The 19,478-nt window shown below is 67.8% G+C and carries 20 protein-coding genes; 4 read left to right on the top strand and 16 right to left on the bottom strand.

Annotated features, from left to right (window positions below; translation table 11 throughout):
- Positions 1-18: 18 nt before the first annotated feature.
- The 4 genes from ACQE3M_RS03925 to ACQE3M_RS03910 form a co-directional block, all read right to left on the bottom strand.
- Complete coding sequence (locus tag ACQE3M_RS03925; RefSeq protein ID WP_430504172.1) at positions 19-507, bottom strand: cation:proton antiporter regulatory subunit; 489 nt, start codon at positions 505-507, stop codon at positions 19-21.
- Positions 508-637: 130 nt separating this feature from the next.
- Positions 638-1,288 (bottom strand): dolichol kinase, encoded by a 651-nt coding sequence (locus ACQE3M_RS03920; RefSeq protein ID WP_430504171.1) that lies wholly within the window; start codon positions 1,286-1,288, stop codon positions 638-640.
- A 3-nt stretch (positions 1,289-1,291) separates the two neighbouring features.
- Positions 1,292-3,109 (bottom strand): glycine--tRNA ligase, encoded by a 1,818-nt coding sequence (glyS, locus tag ACQE3M_RS03915; RefSeq protein WP_430504170.1) that lies wholly within the window; start codon positions 3,107-3,109, stop codon positions 1,292-1,294.
- Positions 3,110-3,112: 3 nt separating this feature from the next.
- The gene (locus ACQE3M_RS03910; RefSeq protein WP_430504169.1) at positions 3,113-3,961 is read right to left on the bottom strand and encodes a CBS domain-containing protein; all 849 of its coding nucleotides are present in this window, start codon (positions 3,959-3,961) and stop codon (positions 3,113-3,115) included.
- Positions 3,962-5,139: 1,178 nt separating this feature from the next.
- Between ACQE3M_RS03910 and serA the strand changes: the two genes are divergently transcribed.
- Entirely contained in the window at positions 5,140-6,741 is a 1,602-nt protein-coding gene (gene serA, locus ACQE3M_RS03905) for a phosphoglycerate dehydrogenase (protein WP_430504168.1), read from the top strand.
- A gap of 181 nt (positions 6,742-6,922) precedes the next feature.
- On the opposite strand, the gene ACQE3M_RS03900 is transcribed toward serA, so the two are convergent.
- The 9 genes from ACQE3M_RS03900 to ACQE3M_RS03860 form a co-directional block, all read right to left on the bottom strand.
- The gene (locus ACQE3M_RS03900; protein WP_430504167.1) at positions 6,923-7,366 is read right to left on the bottom strand and encodes a hypothetical protein; all 444 of its coding nucleotides are present in this window, start codon (positions 7,364-7,366) and stop codon (positions 6,923-6,925) included.
- A gap of 153 nt (positions 7,367-7,519) precedes the next feature.
- Positions 7,520-8,452, bottom strand: coding sequence for an NAD(P)-binding protein (locus ACQE3M_RS03895; RefSeq protein ID WP_430504166.1), 933 nt, complete (start codon positions 8,450-8,452; stop codon positions 7,520-7,522).
- A 1-nt stretch (position 8,453) separates the two neighbouring features.
- Positions 8,454-9,662 (bottom strand): ABC transporter substrate-binding protein, encoded by a 1,209-nt coding sequence (locus ACQE3M_RS03890; RefSeq protein WP_430504165.1) that lies wholly within the window; start codon positions 9,660-9,662, stop codon positions 8,454-8,456.
- 207 nt (positions 9,663-9,869) lie between these two features.
- Complete coding sequence (gene thrC / locus ACQE3M_RS03885) at positions 9,870-11,150, bottom strand: threonine synthase (RefSeq protein WP_430504164.1); 1,281 nt, start codon at positions 11,148-11,150, stop codon at positions 9,870-9,872.
- Positions 11,151-11,250: 100 nt separating this feature from the next.
- Positions 11,251-11,640 carry a helix-turn-helix domain-containing protein gene (locus tag ACQE3M_RS03880; RefSeq protein WP_430504163.1) on the bottom strand — a complete coding sequence of 130 codons (390 nt, stop codon included), beginning with the start codon at positions 11,638-11,640 and terminating at the stop codon, positions 11,251-11,253.
- A gap of 32 nt (positions 11,641-11,672) precedes the next feature.
- Positions 11,673-11,918 (bottom strand): hypothetical protein, encoded by a 246-nt coding sequence (locus tag ACQE3M_RS03875; RefSeq protein WP_430504162.1) that lies wholly within the window; start codon positions 11,916-11,918, stop codon positions 11,673-11,675.
- 100 nt (positions 11,919-12,018) lie between these two features.
- Entirely contained in the window at positions 12,019-12,222 is a 204-nt protein-coding gene (locus ACQE3M_RS03870; protein WP_430504161.1) for a heavy-metal-associated domain-containing protein, read from the bottom strand.
- 113 nt (positions 12,223-12,335) lie between these two features.
- The gene (locus ACQE3M_RS03865) at positions 12,336-13,043 is read right to left on the bottom strand and encodes a DUF5828 family protein (protein WP_430504160.1); all 708 of its coding nucleotides are present in this window, start codon (positions 13,041-13,043) and stop codon (positions 12,336-12,338) included.
- A 73-nt stretch (positions 13,044-13,116) separates the two neighbouring features.
- On the bottom strand, positions 13,117-13,335 hold the full coding sequence (locus ACQE3M_RS03860) for a hypothetical protein (protein ID WP_430504159.1): 219 nt from the start codon (positions 13,333-13,335) through the stop codon (positions 13,117-13,119).
- Positions 13,336-13,565: 230 nt separating this feature from the next.
- On the opposite strand from ACQE3M_RS03860, the gene ACQE3M_RS03855 reads away from it, so the two are divergent.
- From ACQE3M_RS03855 to ACQE3M_RS03845, 3 genes are read left to right on the top strand one after another with little or no spacing between them, the layout of a single operon-like run.
- A complete protein-coding gene (locus ACQE3M_RS03855) occupies positions 13,566-13,946 on the top strand; it encodes a cupin domain-containing protein (RefSeq protein ID WP_430504158.1) in 381 nt (126 codons plus the stop codon).
- The gene (locus ACQE3M_RS03850) at positions 13,939-14,679 is read left to right on the top strand and encodes a DUF8052 family protein (RefSeq protein WP_430504157.1); all 741 of its coding nucleotides are present in this window, start codon (positions 13,939-13,941) and stop codon (positions 14,677-14,679) included. Before ACQE3M_RS03855 ends, ACQE3M_RS03850 begins: the two co-directional genes overlap by 8 nt.
- Positions 14,680-14,695: 16 nt before the next feature.
- Positions 14,696-15,319: a DUF6517 family protein gene (locus ACQE3M_RS03845; protein WP_430504156.1), complete on the top strand. Its 624-nt coding sequence runs from the start codon at positions 14,696-14,698 to the stop codon at positions 15,317-15,319.
- Positions 15,320-16,106: 787 nt separating this feature from the next.
- Here ACQE3M_RS03845 and ACQE3M_RS03840 read toward each other — a convergent pair.
- The 3 genes from ACQE3M_RS03840 to ACQE3M_RS03830 all read right to left on the bottom strand — a co-directional run bounded on the left by ACQE3M_RS03840 (position 16,107) and on the right by ACQE3M_RS03830 (position 19,419).
- Complete coding sequence (locus tag ACQE3M_RS03840) at positions 16,107-17,999, bottom strand: carbon starvation CstA family protein (RefSeq protein ID WP_430504155.1); 1,893 nt, start codon at positions 17,997-17,999, stop codon at positions 16,107-16,109.
- Positions 18,000-18,145: 146 nt separating this feature from the next.
- Positions 18,146-19,123: an ArsA family ATPase gene (locus tag ACQE3M_RS03835; protein WP_430504154.1), complete on the bottom strand. Its 978-nt coding sequence runs from the start codon at positions 19,121-19,123 to the stop codon at positions 18,146-18,148.
- Positions 19,123-19,419 carry a DUF7990 family protein gene (locus ACQE3M_RS03830; RefSeq protein ID WP_430504153.1) on the bottom strand — a complete coding sequence of 99 codons (297 nt, stop codon included), beginning with the start codon at positions 19,417-19,419 and terminating at the stop codon, positions 19,123-19,125. Before ACQE3M_RS03830 ends, ACQE3M_RS03835 begins: the two co-directional genes overlap by 1 nt.
- Between the last annotated feature and the right edge of the window lie 59 nt (positions 19,420-19,478).

Raw genomic sequence — 19,478 nt, 5'->3', positions numbered from 1 at the left:
GTTGCGACCGACGTCCATCTACGCGTTCCCCGCCAGCAGCGCTTCGAACTCCTCGCAGCTCTCGCGGTCGCCGATGACGACGAGGGTGTCGCCCGCCTCGATCGTCTCCGACGGACTGGGCCCGGAGATGACGTCTCCGTCCCGCTGGATGGCGACGACGGTTACACCGGTCCGTCGCCCGACGTGTGCCTCCTCGAGCGACTGTCCGGCCAGCGGCGACTCCGCGTCGACGGCGTACCACTCCAGCAGCGTGTCGTCCGAGAGCAGTGTCTCCACCTGCTCGGACTCGACGGGCTGGAAGTACGCCCCTTCGAGGATCGTCCCGACCATGCGCGCCTGTCGGTCGGTCAGCTCGAGGAGCCGCTCCGAGTCCGCGTCCTCGCCCACTTTCGTGTACACCTCGCGCTTGCCGGTGTTGTGCGTAATGATGACGAGATACGTCCCGTCCCCCATCGGGATCTGATGTTTCTTGCCGACGCCGGGGAGGTCGCTTTCGGTGACGTCCATGGTGGGCGTTGCCAGTCCCGACGTATATATTCCGGCAGGTCACGGGTGACGGCCGCCTGCGAGCGGCCCCAGGCCACGGGCGGCTACTTCCGGCGTCGACGACGGCCGGTCCGCCACGGCGCTGCCGACCTCAAAGCGCCTGCAACACCAGTCCGATCCCCACGGCCGCAGCGGGCGGAATGGTGATGTTGTCGTCGACCGGGACCCCGCGGATCAGCGGCGGAAGCCCGTCGGCGACGGTGGCGCCGGCGGCGCCGACGACGGCGGCCGCGACGCCGACGCCCACCTGTGAGCCCGCAGCCGGTACGGTGAACGGGAGCGCGATGGCGACGCAGACAAGGAACGTCACGACCCAGACGGTCGGCCGCTTCGGCTCGTCGGCGTCGTTGCGGCCGAGCGCTCCGCTTATCGGGTCCGCCAGCGTCAGCATGAGGATCGCCGGGATCGCGACGCTGGGGGCGAAGATCGCGGCGACGCCCGCGATGCTGATCATGTACAGCACGTAGCCGCCGACGCTGTGCTCCTCGTACGGGCGCGTCAGGGCCTCGAAGAGCGGGTGCTCGACGCCGACGCCGAGCCGGAGGAACTCCATTGCCCCGACGACGAGGGCGAAGCCGACGAGGAAGACGACTGTCTCGGTCCAGGAGACCCAGCCGAGCAGGTACGGGACGGGAAAGACGGTCCCGCCGGCGTGGACGAGCCGGCGCTTCAGCTCGATGCGCTCCTGCCACGGTTCGGTGTCGACCTGCCCGGATTCTGTCCGCCCGTCGGAGCTGGCCACGGGCTACTGCGTCTCCAGATCAGTCTCGACGGTCTCGTACTGGTCGGCGAACGCGGCGAAGTCGCCGCCCGCGAGCAGCGCTGTCAGCTCGTCGGCGAGCTCGTCGACCGGGACGCGCACCTGCGCGGCCGAGTCGCGCTCGCGGACGGTGACCGTGTCCGGACCGTCACCCTCGAGACCGGTCTTGTCGACTGTGAGGCAGAACGGCGTGCCGACCTCGTCCTGGCGCCGGTAGCGCCGGCCGATGGAGCCGGAGTCGTCGTACGCGACCGTCAGGCCGCGGCTCCGGAGGTCGTCGGCGATGTCCTCAGCGAGCGCGACGAGGTCGTCGTCGTTCGTTACGAGCGGGAAGACGGCAGCGTCCGTCGGCGCGACTTCGGGGTCGAGGTCGAGGTACGTGCGCGCCTCTCCGGAGACCACGTCCTCCGTGTAGCCGTGCGCGAGCAGCGTCTGGACCGTCCGCCCGACGCCGAAGGAGGGCTCGACGACGTGGGGCGTGATGTGCTCGCCGTTCTCGGTCACTTCCTCGACGCTGAAGTTGGCGACGTCGGTGTCGACGGTGACCGTCTCGCCGTCAACCTCGACGCTGACGGCGTCGGCCTCGAAGGCGTCCGGGTCGCGCTCGGCGAGCGTCTCGAGCGCGTCCGCGACGGCCGCGGCGTCGCCGCCGAACTTCGGACCGAGGGTGGCCATGTCGGGGTCGACGGTGGCGCGCTCGACCGTCTTCGGCTCGTCGTACTCCTTGAAGACGGTGAAGCGGTCGTCGCTGTACTCCGCGTGCTTGCTCAGGTCGTAGTCGCTGCGGTACGAGAAGCCGGCAATCTCGATCCAGTCGCCCTCGCCCGGAGTTGCGGTATCCGGATTATCGCCGCTGACCTCGCTCTCCGCGTCCCAACAGTCCGCGGAGTAGTGGGCGAGCTCGCCCGGAAGGTGCTGGCGGAAGCGGAAGCGGTCCACGTCGACGCCGATGCGCTCGTACCATTCCTGGGCGAGCCCGAGGTAGTAGCCGATCCACGCGGAGCCGACGATCCCCTCCTCGACGGCCTCGCCGATGGTCGTCTCGACGTAGCTACCGTTCTCGGCCTCCTGCTCTTCCGCGGGGTACAGCAGGACCTCGACGTCTTCGACGGCCGCGAGGTCCGGCTCGTCCTCCTCGGGGTCGATGAACTGTTCGAGCTCCGCCTGCGTGAACTCGCGGAGGCGACGGAGGCCGCCGCGCGGCGCGATCTCGTTGCGGTAGGCCGGGCCGATCTGGGTGACGCCGAAGGGGAGCTGCCCGCGGGCGTACTCCTTCAGCCGCGGGAACTCGACGAAGATGCCCTGGGCCGTCTCCGGGCGCAGGTACCCCGTCTGGCCGCTGCCCGGACCGATGTTCGTCTTGAACATCAGGTTGAACTCCTCGACGTCCTCGCCCGCGAGCGGCGAGCCGCAGGCCGGGCAGACGATGTCGTGGTCGCGGATCAGCATCTCGACCTCGCTGATCGGGAGCGCCTCCGCGTCCTCGATGGAGCTGGCGTCCTCGACGAGGTGGTCCGCGCGGTGGGACTCGCCGCACTCGCCGCACTCGACGAGCATGTCGGCGAAGGTGTCGAGGTGGCCGGAGGCCTCGAAGACCGGCTCCGGCATCACGGCCGGGGCCTGGATCTCCTGGTTGCCCTCGCGGACAGTGAACCGGTCGCGCCAGGCGTCCTCGACGTTGCGCTTGAGCGCGGAGCCCTGCGGGCCGAAGGTGTAGAAGCCGGCCGTGCCGCCGTAGGCGCCGTTCGAGCCGAAGTAGAACCCGCGCCGCTTCGCGAGTTCGATGACCTCCTCGCTCGCCATCGATCAGATACCCTCCAACAGGTCCACGTCGCGCACGATGCCCGCGAGGTCGCCGCCGGTGATGAGGGGGATCTGCTCGACGTCGTGGCTGATCATCTCCTGGGCGACCTCCTTCGCGGTCCGCGTCCCGGCGACCGTGACCACGTCCGCGGTCATGAACTCGCCGACGGGACCGGCCGGGATCTCGACGTTCCGGGTCGGGAGGTAGCGGTTCCCCGTGCCCTTGATCCCCTCCCAGGCCCACTCGTCGTCCTGCCCGGCGAAGCTGTCGCCGGTCCCCTCCTCGCCTTCGACGACGCGGGCGACGTCGAGGACGTCGACCTCCGTCAGCACGCCCGCCATCTCGGCGTCCTCGTCGAGGACGACCGAGTACGGGACGTTCGCGAGGGCGATCTCGCGCTCGGCGACCGGCAGCGGCGTGTCGACGTACGTCGCGTTGACGTCGCGCGTCGCGAGCTTGCCCACCGCCGTCTCCCCGTCGACGTTGCCGCGGGCGATTGCCCGGATCACGTCGGTGACGGTGAGGATGCCCTCGAGCGCGTCGCCGTCGAGGACCGGGAGCCGGCGGGCGTTCTCCGCGACCATCCGCGCGGCGGCCTCGCGGATGTCGGTGTCGGCCGCGATGGTCGGGACCTCCCGCATCAGGATCGCGAGCTGGTCCTGGTCCGGCTGCTCGATGAGGTCGTCGCGGGAGACGAGCCCGCGGTACACCTCGCCCTCGTCCGTCTGCTTGACGACCGGAACGGAGGAGAACCGCTGGTCCTGGATGTACTCGAGCGCGTCGTCGCGGGTCCCCGGAATCTCGACGACCACGAGATCCTCGCGGGGCGTCATCGCGTCAGCTACGTTCATGGGCACTCGTTCTCCGTCAGCCCCCTTGTAAACTGCGAAGGTGTGGCGAGCAGTCTCGCGGTGATTCCGTGTCGTTTTGGTTGCATTGGGTCGTGTTGCACGCGAGCGACGCTTGACGCTTTGGGCAATCGCGGGCTGTTTGCGGGACGTGGAGGGTCGACTTATAAATCGGGTGCTGGTGCGGACACCGTCGCTCACGAACAGAACAGCTGGGATGCCCTCGACTGCAAGCGCTTATAAATCGGATGACCAGGTGCAGACGCTGCCACACTTGACAGCACCGCAGACACCTCGAAAGCCCTCGGCCGCTCGCGGTCGCTGAGCGACATATCTGAACCTCTCAGCACCGCCCGGTTCAGATAGGGGTCGGCTCAGCGACTCCGTTACACCGCGACCGGCACTCGCCCTTTCAGTCCACCAGAACCGAACCGCCCCGCAACCGCGACAGCACCACAACCACGCCGCTACCGCAAGCCTCGACCCTCCCCAGCCTCGGCCGGCGCCGGGACCGCACCGCCGCGGCGCGCCACCGGCCTCCCTCGCACGCGTTGCTCGCGCGCGCCGGCCGCTCAGCACCGCACGCTCGACAGCCGGCGAGCGACGACCGCCGAAGAGCCGCCGCGAGCGACGTCCGGCCACCACTCCCGGGCGGGACTGAAAGGGGCAGCCGCTGAGCGGGATGCCCTGCGAAGCCAGCACCGCAACGGCGAACGAGCGAAGCGAGTGAGCCGTGAGGAGCGCAGCGAGCAGCGCGACCGCCTCCGCGGCTGGGGCTTTCTGGGTGTGCCGAGTGGTGGCGCTCGCGGCGACGGCCGAACTTGTTTATAAGCGCTACTGCTCAGCGGCTGGGGCTTTCTGGGCATGCTGAGTGGCGTCGATCGCGACGATAACCGACTTTGTTTATAAGCCCGAGCACTCACCGACCGGGACTCGCAGGACGAGCTATACGGTCTCGCAAGCGACAGCCGACTCGATTTATAAGAACTACCGTTAAGCGATCGGAGCGTTCGGACTGCACCGAGTAGCTGACCAGCGACGACCAAATCCGGACCGATAACCACGGATGCGGATACACCACCACCCACAACCCCACAGAAATACACGATTACGGATCGAATTGGGTGGCAAAACGGCGCGAGGAGGAAAGGATTAACAGCGAGCCGCCGGTCCGTGTGAGTATGAAGGTACTCGTGACGGATCCCATCGCGGACGCCGGGCTCGACCGGCTCCGCGAAGCGGGCTATGACGTGGAGACCAACTACGAAGCTGAAGGCGACGACCTGCTCGACGCGGTCGCCGACGCCAACGCGCTGATCGTCCGGTCCGGGACGCAGGTCGACGAGGCCGTCTTCGAGGCCGCGGAGGACCTGGTCATCGTCGGCCGCGCCGGCATCGGCGTCGACAACATCGACATCGAGGCAGCGACGAGCCACGGCGTCATCGTCGCCAACGCGCCCGAGGGCAACGTTCGCGCCGCCGCCGAACACACCGTCGCGATGACGTTCGCGACCGCGCGCTCGATCCCGCAGGCCCACGCCCGCCTGAAGGGCGGCGAGTGGGCCAAGAGCGACTACCTCGGCACCGAAGTGAACAACAAGACGCTCGGCATCGTCGGCCTCGGGCGCGTCGGCCAGGAGGTCGCAAAGCGCCTCGACTCGCTCGGGATGAACCTCGTCGTCTTCGACCCCTACATCTCCGAGGAGCGCGCGGCCCAGCTCGGCGCGGAGCTCGTCGAGGACCTCCACGAGATGCTCGGGCAGGCCGACTTCGCGACGATCCACACCCCGCTGCTCCCCGAAACCGAGGGGATGATCGGCGAGGAGGAGCTCGCCCAGCTCGAGGGCGGCTACCTCATCAACTGCGCCCGCGGCGGCATCGTCGACGAAGCCGCGCTCGCCGAGGCCGTCGCCGACGGCGTCCTCGAGGGCGCCGCGCTCGACTCCTTCGAGACGGAGCCGCTCCCGGAGGACTCGCCACTGCTCGACGTCGACGACGTCGTCGTCACGCCGCACCTCGGTGCCTCGACGGAGGCCGCCCAGGAGAACGTCGCGACCGACACCGCCGACGCCGTCATCGCCGCGTTCCGTGACGAGCCGGTGCTGAACGCGCTGAACGCGCCCTCCGTCGACGAGACGGCCTTCCCGCGCATCGAGCCGTACATCGACCTGGCGGAGACCGCCGGCAAGATCGGCGCGCAGCTGCTCGACGACCGCATCAGCGAGATCGAGGTCACCTACGAGGGCGACATCGCCAGCGAGGACGTCGAGCTCGTCACCGCGAGCGCGCTGAAGGGCGTCTTCCAGCCGCTCGAGTGGCAGGTCAACGCCGTCAACGCCCCACAGCTCGCGGAGGACCGCGGCATCGAGGTCGTCGAATCGAAAACGCATCAGACCGAGGACTTCCAGAGCCTCGTCCGCGTCACCGTCCGCGACGGCGACGCGGAGCTCGCGGTCGAGGGAACCTTATTCGCCGGCGACGACCCCCGCATCGTCCGCATCGACGGCTTCCGCGTCGACGCCGTCCCGTACGGCCACATGCTCGTCGTGCGCAATCGCGACGAGCCGGGCATCATCGGGCTCATCGGGACCGTCCTCGGCAACCACGACGTCAACATCGCCGGGATGTTCAACGCCCGCGAGGTCCACGGCGGCGAGGCGCTCACCGTCTACAACCTCGACGACGACGTGCCGGAGGCCGTCATCGAGGAGCTCGTCGCCGACGACCGGATCCTCGAGGCCCGCGGGATCACGCTCGACGAGCCGAACGGTCGAGAGGCGTAATCGCGGTCGACCGCACCCCGGAGTCGGTGATCGACACTTCGTGAACCGGCAGGGGCTTTCCGGACGGCTGGGCGCGTCGCGGTCCGGCGATTCTGACGCGCCCGCGCTTCGATGGGCGGCGGGAACCGCTAGCCTCGGTGCCGTCCCACGTCGCGACAGCGCGACACCGCGGAGTCGGTCTTCAGCACTTGTACCACGGCTCGATCGTCCCGTCTTGGTGTAACGTCAGTCCGACGTCCTCCCGCTCACACTCGAAGTCCGCCGGTAGGTCGGGGTCGTACCGCCACGTCCTGGCGACGCCGTTCGGCGTAAACGCGTGGACGTTCGCAGGGGGCGTTTCGATCGCGCCGCGCGAGATCAGCGTTTCCGGTTCGAGGGCGAACACGCGGCTGAACAGCGTCGTGGCCTCGCTGTCGACGACGCGGACGGCGATCTCCGCCGTCGAAGTCGTCCTGTTTTCGACGGTCACTTCGATGGGTTCGGCGGCGCTGCTGGGGTCGTTTCCCGGGAGGACGCCGCTACAGCCGGCAGTCGAGACGGTCGCGACGGCACCGAGACTCGCGAGAACTCGGCGTCGATCGGGGCGGCTGCTTCGGCCTGAAGCCGGTTGGCGATCGGAGGGCATTGCCATCCGGATGTATTCTCACGGGAATAATACTACTGGAGCGTGGTCGTCACGAGGTACCGTGGGGGGATCCCCCATGGCGGAGCCGGCCGTTCCCAGGCTCGACGTCCCGGTTCGGTCAGTGCGGTGGATCCCCGGGCGTCGCCGGACCGTTCACTCCTGCTCCCGCGAGCTCGATCCGTGCAGATGGTCGCGAATCGCCTCGTCGTCGACGGCCCCGAGGATGCGGTCCGTCCCGATGGTCTCGACCAGCTGTCGGAGCCCCCGTTCGGACCGGTTCTCGGCTTCTTCCGGGGTAACCTGCGTCTCGAACGCCTGGTCGATGTACGTCTCGCGCAGCTCCTCGAAGCGGTCGGGGTCGAGGTCGTGGTCGTCCGCGAACTCGTTCTCGAACCACTCGCGCCACCGGTCCCGGTTCTCCCACTCCCCGGAGAACTCGCTGGCGGACCTGAGCCAGTCGTAGTGCGGGGCGGTACCCCCCGAGTAGCCCCGCTCGCGCCGGCGGTCCTCGATCAGCGATCGGGCGACGTGCGCGCCGTTGCCCGCGGCGACGATGGCCTGGGCGCTGCGCCCGCCGGCGGGCGAGGCGACGTAGAGGCCGTCGACCGGCGTCCGCCCGTCCTCGTCGGGGTACTCCGGGTCGAACCGTTCCTCCAGCTCCCCGTGGTGCTCGTGGGTCTCGAACATCGCGTCCTCGTCGAGCGGTCGGAGATAGGACCCGTCGTACCACGCGGCGGCCAGGACGTGCTCCGTCAGCACGCGGCGGCCGTCCCCCGTCTCGACGGCGAACCGGCCTTCGTCCGCGCGCTCGACGGACACGACCATCTCCGGAACGATCTCACAGCCCGCCGTCTCCGCGTGCGTCCGCATGAGGTCCCGAAAGACCTCGACGTCTATCCCGCCGGGAAACCCGAGGTAGTTCTCGAGGGACGCGCACCGAGGGAGCGCCGCATTGCCCCGGTCGAAGACGAGCGTGTCGAGTCCATACCGAGCGGTGAACACCCCGGCAGAGCAGCCTGCCGGCCCGCCACCGACGACGACGACCTCACAGTCGACCGCCGCGTCGGCAACTGACGACGACGGCATCTCAGAACCCCCCGTTGACGATGTCGGCCACGCGGTCGCGGTCGAACAGCTGTTCGTCGCCGAACTCGTCCGGATACAGTCCCCGGGCGGCCGTCTCCAGCAGGAAGAGGTTGAGAATGGGCCCCTGGTAGGTCATCCCGCCGTAGATCACGCGGTCGTTCTGGACCGCCGTGAGCTCGCTCGCGATCGAGTGATCCCGCATGTGCGCCGTGATGTTCTCGTCGACCCAGTCCTGAGTGATCTCGCCGGAGAGCCGGATCGCGATGACGTCGGGGTCGATCTCCAGCAGGGTTTCGTAGTCGATCTTCCCGCCGCCCGCCTGCGCGTCAGTAACCCCGTTCTTCGCCAGTGCGTCGCCGGCGTTCAGGTCGTTCCAGTGTTTCGACTGGGTGCCGGCGCCGATGCGGTACGGCCAGAACGACTCGGGCGGAACGTCCGCCGGGACGAGCACAGCAACGTCGGGCGTCTCCGCGGGCAGTCGGTTCGTGACGTTCGAGATGACCTCGTCGTGGTACTGCCTGAACGCCTCGTAGCGGTCGAGTTCCTGGAAGACCGCCGCGAGTTTCTCGAACGCCTCGTACATCGAGTAGTGGGTGTAGTCGTGCCAGCCGTAGACCCGGGTGAAGGACGTGTTCCCGAAGAACGGGGCGACGTTCTCGCCGATCTCGTCGACGTCCTTCTGATCCCACTGGAGCCGGTTGATCATGAAGTTGGGATCGATGACGTGAACGTCCGCGTCCAGTTCGTAGAACACCTCCTTGTCGGTCCCTTCGTGCCAGAGCTCCGTGAGCTCGCTCTTGTCGACGGACACGCCGGGGAGCTCCTCGTAGAAGTGTGACCCGAAGCGTCGGCGGATCCCGATCGCCGCCAGCCCGTCGGCCTGGCCGAGCGCAACGCCCATGTCGGCGTAGTCCGCGGTAAAGGGGAACCACTTCTCGGGGACCTCGTCGAACTCGACGGTCCCGACGGGCTCCATCGACACCGAGTAGCTCGGGTCCTCGGTCCCCGTTTCCTCGGTCGCGGGCTCCTCGGTCGCGGGCTCCTCGGTCCGCGTGGCGGTTTCGGTCGGCGTCGCCGCACCCGTTTCGGTCGCGTCCGTCCCGCCGTCGCCGGTACACCCCGCCAGCAGTCCCGCCCCCACGACTGCACCGCCGTAGTTCAAAATATCTCGTCGCGTTGGCGCCTCAGACGTTGGATCGTCCCGTGACATATGGTTTAGGCCACCCTAAATAGCTAAAACGCTTTCGAATTTTAGGCCAACCTAAATACATCGAGGGATCTAGCGTGTCACGTCGCGGACGCGTCGCTGCGGAGCGTGCTTCGTCGACCGCAATCGGTCGGATGAACACTGCAGTGTTGCGTCCGGGAAACGCGCTGCGGCCCGGGCCGCCTTATAAAGAGTCCGGACCCTTCTCCCTCACTCAGCCAGGTGCGCCAGCACGTCGTCCGTGTCGTTCGGGACGGGTTCGGGCTCGCTACCGGCCTCGTAGGCCGCGTCGGGGTCCTTCAGCAGGTGGCCCGTCGTCAGGCAGACGACCTGCTCGTCGTCGTCGACGACGCCCTCGCGCCGGAGCTTCTTCAGGCCCGCAATGGAGGCGGCGGACGCGGGCTCGACGCCGACGCCCTCGTGGGCGAGGTCGCGCTGGGCGTCCGTGATCTCCTCGTCGCTGACGGCGACGGCGGTGCCGCCCGTGTTCCGGATCCCGGGTAGCGCCTTCGGCGCGTTGACGGGGTTGCCGATGCGGATCGCGGTCGCGCGCGTCTCGACCTCCTCCCAGCGCCGGACCTCGTCGTTGCCCTCCTCGATGGCCTCGACCATCGGGGCGGCTCCCTCGGCCTGCACGCCCGTCAGCTTGGGGACGTCAGCCTCGTCGATGGCGCCGGACTGGACCAGCTCGCGGAACGCTTTATAAAGCGCGGCGGTGTTGCCCGCGTTGCCGACGGGGAGGACGATGCGGTCCGGGTAGGTGTCGTAGTCGGCGTGGAACTCCTCCAAGATCTCGAAGCCGATCGTCTTCTGGCCCTCCAGCCGGAAGGGGTTCAGCGAGTTGAGGAGGTACGCCTCACCGCGGGCCGCCAGATCCTGCACGATGTCGAGGCAGCTGTCGAAGTTGCCGTCGACCTCGAGGATGCGCGCGCCGTGGAGGCTCGCCTGTGCGATCTTGCCGGCGGCGACCTTGCCGGACGGGAGCAGGACGAGCGTCTGGAGGTCCGCGCGGCCGCCGTACGCCGCGAGCGCGGCGGAGGTGTTCCCGGTCGACGCGCAGGCGAGGCGGCCGACGCCGAGCTCCTCGGCGACGCGCACGCCGACGGTCATCCCGCGGTCCTTGAACGAGCCGGTCGGGTTCATCCCCTCGTGTTTCACGCGGAGCGCGTCGACGCCGACGTCGGCCTCCAGGCGGTCCACGCGGTGGAGCGGCGTGTCGCCCTCGGGGAGCGTGACGCCGACGTCGAACGGGAGCGCCTCGCGGTAGCGCCAGACGCCGCGGTCCGGGCCGTCGCTGTCGGCGCCCGCGCCGAACTCCGCGAACGTCGGGAGGTCGGCGTAGCGGACCTCCAGCAGGCCGTCGCAGTCGTCACAGGTGTAGCGGACGTCGGTGAACGGGGCGAACGTTTCGCCGCAGGCGATACACGTCAGCCAGACGCCGTCGTCGGCACACGCGGGCGCCTCGGCGGACGCGGCGAGGTCGAGACTCATGGGTGGTCCTCACCGCGGAGCACTGAAAAGGGGGACGGTCGTGGCGGTTCGTGCCGCCCGTGACCCAAGCGACGATCTGCACTCGGCCGCTCGAACCAGGTCAGGCTGCGTCGAGTTCGAACTCCTCGGGGTCGAACTCGTCGATGGCGCCGTGGACGTCCTCGACCCACTCGTCGAGGGCCGTGTGGAGGCGCTCCTTCGTCTCCGGGACCGAAATCGCGGTGTACTGGAAGACGTACCCCCCGGAGTCGAGGAGCCGCCGCTGGCGTTCGACGAGGCCCTTCTCCAGCAGCGTCGACAGCGACCGGTTCACGTTCGAGCGGTCGCGGTCCAGCACGTCGGCGAGCTCCGCGACGGTGCTGCCCGGGTGGTCCAGCAGCGCGAGGTACGTCCGGCTCTCGTGCTCCTGGATGCCGAAGACGCAGGAGAGCGCGTGCTCGAAGCTCGGGGAGCTGTCGCCGACGAGGTCCTCGATGTCGGGGTCGCTCATACCACTACCAGCACCCCCGGGCAGGTAAAAGATCAGTTCTCGGCCGCGCCGTAGCCCATCTCCTCGATGCAGGACCGCATCCCCTCCTCGTCGGAGTGTTTGTGCAGTCGGGTCGGCGTGTCGCAGTAGTAGGTGTCGCCGTCGTGACGGAGCGCGACCTCCTCCTCGTCGCCGAACAGCTCGACGGAGACGAGGACGCGCCGCCCGGACCGCATCTCCTCGATGATCTCGTCGGCCGTGAGCTCGCCGGCACCGATGTGGAGCGTATCGTCGGACATACTCTGCTTTCTCGCCGGCGCGGCTTAAATAGGGCGCAGCGAGGGGCGGGTCGGATCGGTGCCGGAACGCGGGCGACCGTAGCCGTCCGGCGTCCGGTCCTTACGCCTCGACGTCGTAGCCGGCCTCGTGAATCGCGCCCTCGACCGCGTCGGCCACGTCGCCTTCCGCGGTGACCTCGACCGAGTCCGCCTCGTGGTCGGCCTCGACGCGGTGCACTTCGTCGACGTCCTCGGTGGCGTTCACGACGCGCTCCTCACAGCCGGAGCAGGACATGCCTTCGACGGAGAGTTCGAATTCCTCCATGGGTGAGAGCGGGTTGGACGTCGGTCTCCTTAGCGTTTCCGTCGGCGCTCGCGGTGGGCGGAAAAGGGTCGGCGAGCGGGTCGTCACCGGGTCCGGCGTGGACTCGCCGGCAGTCAGTTGCTGGTCGACCCGTGCGTGAACGGCTCCTCCTCCTCCTGCTGTTTCTCCTCGGGCAGGTCGACGCCCTCGGCGGCCTGCACCGTGTCGGTCTCCTTGACCGTATCGACGTGCCAGCGGTCGATCTCGGACTCGTACTCCTGTAAGATGTCGCTCACCTCGGTTTTCAGCTCGTCGTCGTTGACGTTGACCTCGAAGACGAACTCCTCCTCGGCCTCGCCGCGGCCGACCTGCTGGATGTTGGCGCTGATCAGCTCGTTGTCGAAGTAGTAGGGCGCGAGCTGGGTCATCACCTTCTGGTACACCGTGTCCTCGACCGTGCGGAGCGCCTTCCGGCCCGCGGAGTCGGCGGCGCGGGCGACGTGGTTCAGCGAGTCGCCCCAGCGTTCGAGCGCGCCCTCGCTGTCGCCCTCCTCGACCTTCTCGTAGGACTCGCTGAGCTTCGCGCCGGCCTCCTGGAGGTCCTCGCCGGCCGTCTTGCCGGCCTCCTCGCCCTCGCCCTCGGCGACGGAGGCCTGCTCGGCCGTCTTCTCCGAGATGTCCTCGTCGATCCGCTCGTGGGACTTCGGTCGCCACTCCTCCCACTCGTGGAACGCGTCCGTGTTGATGCCGGCCTCGCGGAGCGCCTGGGTGATCCGCTCGCCGTGCTCGACGACGTCGCCCCAGTCGCCGCGGACTTTGAACCCGGAGATACTCTCTTCCATCAGTTGGTCCGGCCGTACGTTGCGAACGCGTATAAACTTCCCCCGCTCGATACCTGGAGCGCAGCGACCGCGCTCAGCGCCCGTACGTGAACGACTGCACGATCTCGTTCAGGCGGGCCCCGACCTTCGAGAACCAGACCTCGGGGGACACCCGGGCGAACTCCGACTCGTCGACCTCGATCCGGTCGCCGGCGAACGGGTCGCGCTCGCCCTCCTCCTCGTCGACCGCCGCGTCGACCACGGTCGACATCGAGCACCGCCCGCAGGCTTCCGTTCCTTTGTCACCTGGCATGGGAAGGTCTTACACGCTACTGGGGGCCGTCGCCTCTTAAATCCTGCTGGCGCGGCGCGTGCGTCGCGCACGACAGCGGTTCCGGGTCGTATCCGGCCGTCGTCGGAGCCGCAATTCGGCCGTCGTCTAAACCGTAATCCGGCCGTCGCCGACACCGCAATCCCGCAGGCCGGCAAGGCCGCGCGTGCCGCTCCCGACGGGCTTTTACCGGCCGTGTGGTATCTACAGGCATGGGATACCGCATCGTCGACGCCGACGACGTCGAACCGGAGCCCGACCGGCCGAGCGAGTGCCGCAAGCTCTCGGGGCCCGCTGGCCTCGACAAGATGGCTATCAACCGGTTCCGTCCGGAGCCGGGCGAGGAGATCCCGCTCGCGTATCATTACCACGACGACCAGGAGGAGGCGTTCTACGTCCTCGACGGCACGCTCTCGGTCGAGACGCCGGAGGGGACCTACGAGGTCGAGGCGGACGAGCTGTTCGCCGTCGACCCCGGGAGCCCCCAGCGCGCGCACGTCGCCGACGACGCCGACGGCCCCGCGACCGTCCTGGCCATCGGGGCGCCGCCGGCCGACGGCGACGTGCACCCGTACGAGCCCGGCGATGAGTGATAGCGCCGACGGCGACGTTTCGGCGGAGTCCTCGGCGGACGCCCTGAACGACGGTGGGGGCCGCGAGGACGACGGGACTGCCGCACCGACCGCCTACGGCGACGAGGACTGGGAGGACCCGGAATCGGGCGCGGTGCCGAAGTCGGAACTTCCCGACGAGATCGTCGAGAACGTCCCGAACTGGGACGAGGATCCCTACCTCGACCGCGTCAGCGACCGGCTGATGTACAACTACGACCTGAAGAAGGATCACCGGGACGCGGGCGAGCAGTGGGACATGCACGGCCAGCTGCGGGTGCTCAACCAGAAGCAGTTCTTCCATCCCGCGCTCTCCTACGGCGACCACGAGTCCGAGGAGTACCTGTTCGTCCGCCGGGTCACGAGCCCGACCGTGGGCGAACTGGAGCGGCTCGTCGACCTGGGCCACGACCTCGCCGACGAGCGCGTCACCGCGAACGAGGAGCACTACCGCACCGACTTCACCTTCGTCCTCGTCGCCGACGACATTTCCGACTCGGTCCACGAGTTCGTCGACGGCTTCCGCGACCGGGAGCTGCTCAAGTACGGCTACTACGGCCATTACGAGGTAAACCTCGTCGTGGTCGACCCCGCAGCACAGGAGGCTGTGGCCAGCGAAGCCGCCGACGTCGCCGAGGCCTTCCGGCTCTGGGAGGACGTCAGCGAGTCCGAAGAGGGCTTCTTCTCGCGGTTCGCCAAACGCTTTTGGAAGTGATCCCCAAGGGGATCCTATGACCGGCGTTTCGCTCACCCGCCGATGGCTGATCGCAACGTCGATGGCCGGGCTGTCCGGCTGCGGATTCCTCCCCGAGGAGCAGGAGTCGGTCGAGGCGAGCGCGAGTCAGCCCGCCTACCTGCCCGCATCGGCCGCGAGCGAGGCCGGATACACGGCCGCGGTCGAGTCGAAGACGACGGTCGAGACCACCGTCCGGATCGACCTCTTGGGCGACGTGGAGATGACGAACTCCCGGAAGGCGATCGCGACCGTCTTCCGTCGGGCGTACGCCGCGGACGACGGCCGGCGGTTCGGCCTCGTCACCGCGCCGGCCGTGGAGGTATACAAGCAGCCGGAGATAATCCGGGACCCGGTCACCGCGCTCGAACCCGCGCGGGTCGTCGAGCTCGCGACCGACGCCAGCGTCGAGGGCGTCTCCGAGTGGTCGAAGGACGGCACGGCGACGATGCTCGACACTGAGGTCACGCTGCGAACGGCGACGGCGACGGGCGAGTCCGGTGAGGTGGTACTGGACCGGCTCCGGGTGCGTGTGGGCGAGGACTCCGTCACGGCGATGGTGCTGACGCCCGAGGGCACCGACCGCTCCGCGCCGTTCGAGGCTGTGAAGCGAGATGGATAACGACGATTCGGTGGATGGAAGATTTTGTTGGCTGCTCCGGATTCTGAGACAGACCCTTAAACGGCGGTTTGTTCGGGTGTCGTTGCCTGCGACACCACTCAGCATGCCCAGAAAGCCCCAGCCGCTTTCAGTCCCACCCCGGAGTGGTAGCCAGGGCGGCGCTCGCGGGCGGCTGCTGGGCGATCACGGCGCGGAGCGGTTGGCGCGCGCGAGCAACGCGTGCGAGGGAGGCCGGCGCCGAGGCGGTGCGGTTCCGGCGCCGGCCGAGGCTGGGGAGGACTGAGGCTTGCGGTAGCTGAGCAGTTGCTGTCGTGGTAGCGGTTGCGGTGCTGTCCTGGCGGACTGAAAGGGCGACGGCCGCTCGCGCCGGAGGGGAGTCGCTGAGTCGACCTCTATCCGCGCCGGGCGGTGCGGAGAGGCGCGGATATGTCGCTCAGCGACCGCGAGCGGCCGAGGGCTTTCTGGGCGTTTGCGGTGCTGTCAAGTGTAGCAGCGTCTGCACCCGAGCTTCCGGTTTATAAGCAAAAGCCGCCGAGGGCTTTCTGGGTGTTTGCGGTGCTGTCGAGAGGAAGACCGTATCATCTGTTTAAATATGCTTATAAAGAGCGGCCGAGGGCTTTCCGGGAGTTCGCGGTACTGTCCAGAGCAGCAGCGGTTGCACCTGATCAAACAATTTCGAAGCAAGATCGGTCGAGGTATTTCAACCGTTCTACCACAGTACGCATCGCTGTCGCCTGAAACCTCCATAAAAACGGAGAACGCGAAAAACCGCAGAAAGGTGGTGTAGTTAGTCGTCGCTCGGTTCCGCGCGGTCGACGGTGTGGCCTTCGCGCGCTTCGGAGATGTTGTCGTAGCCCTTGCGGACCAGCGACAGCGCGAGGCCGATGAGGATCAGCGCGAGAACCATCTGGACGACCGACGAGATCAGCGCAGCGGTGTCGCTGGCGCCGCCCAAAATGATGTTCTGGTAGAGGTTGCTGTAGAACGCGAGCCAGGCCAGCCCGATGACGGTGATGGTCGTCATGATGGCCATCGGGACGCCCGTCGAGATGAGCTGCTTGGAGTCGTCCCAGTTGGCCAGCCAGATGGTCGCGGTCAGCAGCGCGAGCGCGGCGAGCAGCTGGTTGGCGCCGCCGAACAGCGCCCACAGCGTGAGCCATTCGCCGGAAATGACCATCAGGTACGCCGGGATCGCCTGCAAGACCGGGTTCGTGTAGCGACCACGGGCGAGGCCGGAAATGGCCTCGCGCGGCGAGCCGCCGAGGTTCTCGAAGCCGGAACGGGTCTCGCCGGTCGGGACGCCGACGATCTCCTCCATCATGTAGCGGCCCAGACGTGCGGCCGTGTCAGTGGAGGTCAGCAGGAAGCTCACGAGCACCAGCGCCATGAACGGCGCGCCGTAACTCGTCGGGATGTAGAAGCTCGTCAGGATGATGCCGCCACCGGTCGCGAAGTTCGGCAGCGCCGCCCCGATACCACCGGCTGGGTCAGCGAAGCCGGCGACCGCGAGCGTCGACAGTGCGACCGCGGCCAGGAGGCCCTCACCGAGCATGCCGCCGTAGCCGATCAGGCGCGCGTCGGTCTCCTTGTCGAGCTGCTTGGCGGTCGTCCCGGAGGAAACCAGCGAGTGGAACCCGCTGATCGTTCCGCAGGCGATGGTGATGAACAGCAGCGGGAACAGTGGTGCAAGGCCCGCCGCCTCGACGCCCCAGAAGCCGTTGAACGCACCGAGCGAGTCGGCGACGACCAGCGGCTGGGACGCCGTCCCGAAGATCGTGCCGACGATGACGGCGAGCAGCACGCCGCCGACGCCGGAGTACAGCAGGAACGACGACAGGTAGTCACGCGGCTGGAGCAGCACCCACACCGGGAGCGCGCTCGCGATGCCGGCGTAAACCAGGATGATGGGTACCCAGGCTGCACGGTTCGGGTTCATCGCGACTGCCGAGGAGCCGGGGACCCAGGTCCCGGCTCCGAGACCGACGATCTCCGAGAGGACGATGGTTCCTGCCGGGTAACTGGCGTCACCGACCGCCGGGTAGATGGCGAACGGGAACTCCACGCCCACCCAGATCCCGGCGAAGACGCCGGCGACGAACAGCACGGTGCCGGGGATGAACGGTCCGTTGAGCTGGTACAGGTAGACGCCGAACGCCAGCGCCAGTGCGATGTACAGGAAGCTGGCGGTCGTCACCTGCGGGAACGCGTCGAAGACGATGGCCACCACGAGGGCGAACACCGCCACCACCAGCACGATGGTGAGGAACGCGAACCACAGCAGCATGTTCTTCCCTTCCTCACCGACGTACTCGCCGATGATGTAGCCGATCGACTTCCCCTCGTGCCGGAGCGAGCCCGACAGCGAGACGAAGTCGTGGACGGATCCCATCAGCGGGTTCCCGATAGCGATCCACAGCAGCGCGGGGACCCAGCCCCACACCGCGCCGGCCGTGATCGGACCAACGATCGGCGCGCCGCCCGCAATACTCGAGAAGTGATGCCCCAGTAGCACCGGCTTCTTTGCCGGTACGTACTCCTGACCGTCTTCGTATTTGTGTGCCGGCGTGTCACGCTCCTCGTCGAGTTCGACGAACCGGGAGAGGTACCGGGAGTACCCCATATACCCCAGCGTGAACGTTGCCAGCACGGCAAATACGATCCAGATTACTTGTGTTGCCATTGGTACCCTACCTCAAGCTACCTATGAGGACAAGGGTAACTTAAACATTGTTCATGGACGATTCCACGCATGACCGCTCTCCGCCCCGAAAATAGCCGCTTCAGCCAGCTACTTTCTTTATAAATTTTGGTGTCGAAACAACGGATTTACGAGACGTACGTCGGCGTTTCGACATTCGTGTCGACGTCGAGCTCGTCCGCGACGTCGCCGAGCAGGTCGCCTTTTACCTCGCTCGTTCGAGACTTGATTTCGGCCGCGAGCGGCGGTTCGAACTCCGTTCGCACCTGTTCGAGGCGCTCACGCTCGGTCGCGACACGGTCCCGGAGGTAGCGAGCCCCCCGACCGTTCTCGTCGTCGTCCGGCGAGGGCGTTAGCTTGTTCGCGACGAGCCCCCGAACGGCCAGGTCGCGCTCGTGCATCTGCTCGATCGCACGGGCCGTCTCGTTGACCGAGAGCTGGTCCGGGTTCAACACGAGGAAGAACGCGGCGTCGTTCTGGAGCGCGCCCCCGGCGAACTCGAAGAACTCCTTGCGCTCCTGGAGCCGGTTTAAGACCGGGTCACCCTCCATCAGGCGCCGGGGCTCGTTGTTGCCGACGGCCGCCTTCTCGTAGAGGTCGATGCTCTGCCGGCGCTTGGCCATCAGGCGCTCGATCCAGCCCTCGAGGAACTCGGGAAGCCCGAGCAGCCGGAGCGTCGCGCCGGTCGGTGCGGTGTCGAAGACGACGCGGTCGTACGGCTCCGCGTTGCGCATGACCTCGACGAACCGGTCGAACAGCGCGGACTCGTAGGCGCCGGGCGTCTGGTGGGCCATCTCCAGCTGCTTGTTGATCTCGTTGACCATCGCCGCCGACACCTGGTCGGAGAGCCGGTTGCGGATGTCGTCGAGGTGGTTCTGCACCTCGTCGTCGGGGTCGACCTCGAGCGCGTGGAGGTGGTCGACGCCGTCGACGGACTCGGGCTCGTCGCCGAACTCCTGGTCGAACACGTCCGAGACGGAGTGGGCCGGGTCGGTGGAGACGACGAGCGTTTCCTGGCCCGCCTCCGCGCACTTACGGCCGTAGGCACAGGAGACGGTGGTCTTGCCGACCCCGCCCTTGCCGCCGAAGAAGACGAACGGCTCCATCAGAAGTGGTACTGCTGGCCCTTGCGTTCGATGTAGCTGTCACGGTCCCAGAGCCGGCGCTCCCACGCCTCGAACTCGTCCTCGAGGTACGGCAGCAGCTCCGCCGTGTAAAACGAGACCGGCGAGGGGATGCCGAACGCGTCCGGGAAGCAGGCGAGCATGAACGCGTCCTCGGTGTCCTCCGCCTCCTTCTCGATCTTCTCGTAGGCGGGGTGAGTGAACATCCCGTGATAGAGGCCACGGAGCCACTCCTCGGCGATAACTCGGAACCGCTCGATCTGTTCGGCCAGGGTCATACTCTCCCGAAACGGAGGGACCCGCTAAAACCTGTCGTGCGTGGGAACAGGTGACGGCC

The sequence above is a fragment of the Halosubterraneus shenae genome, from assembly GCF_050510935.1.
In the GTDB taxonomy this organism is placed as follows: Archaea; Halobacteriota; Halobacteria; order Halobacteriales; family Haloferacaceae; genus JBDGPU01.
Note: the sequence above shows the minus strand (reverse complement) of the source record. Positions and strands in the feature narration are given on the sequence as shown.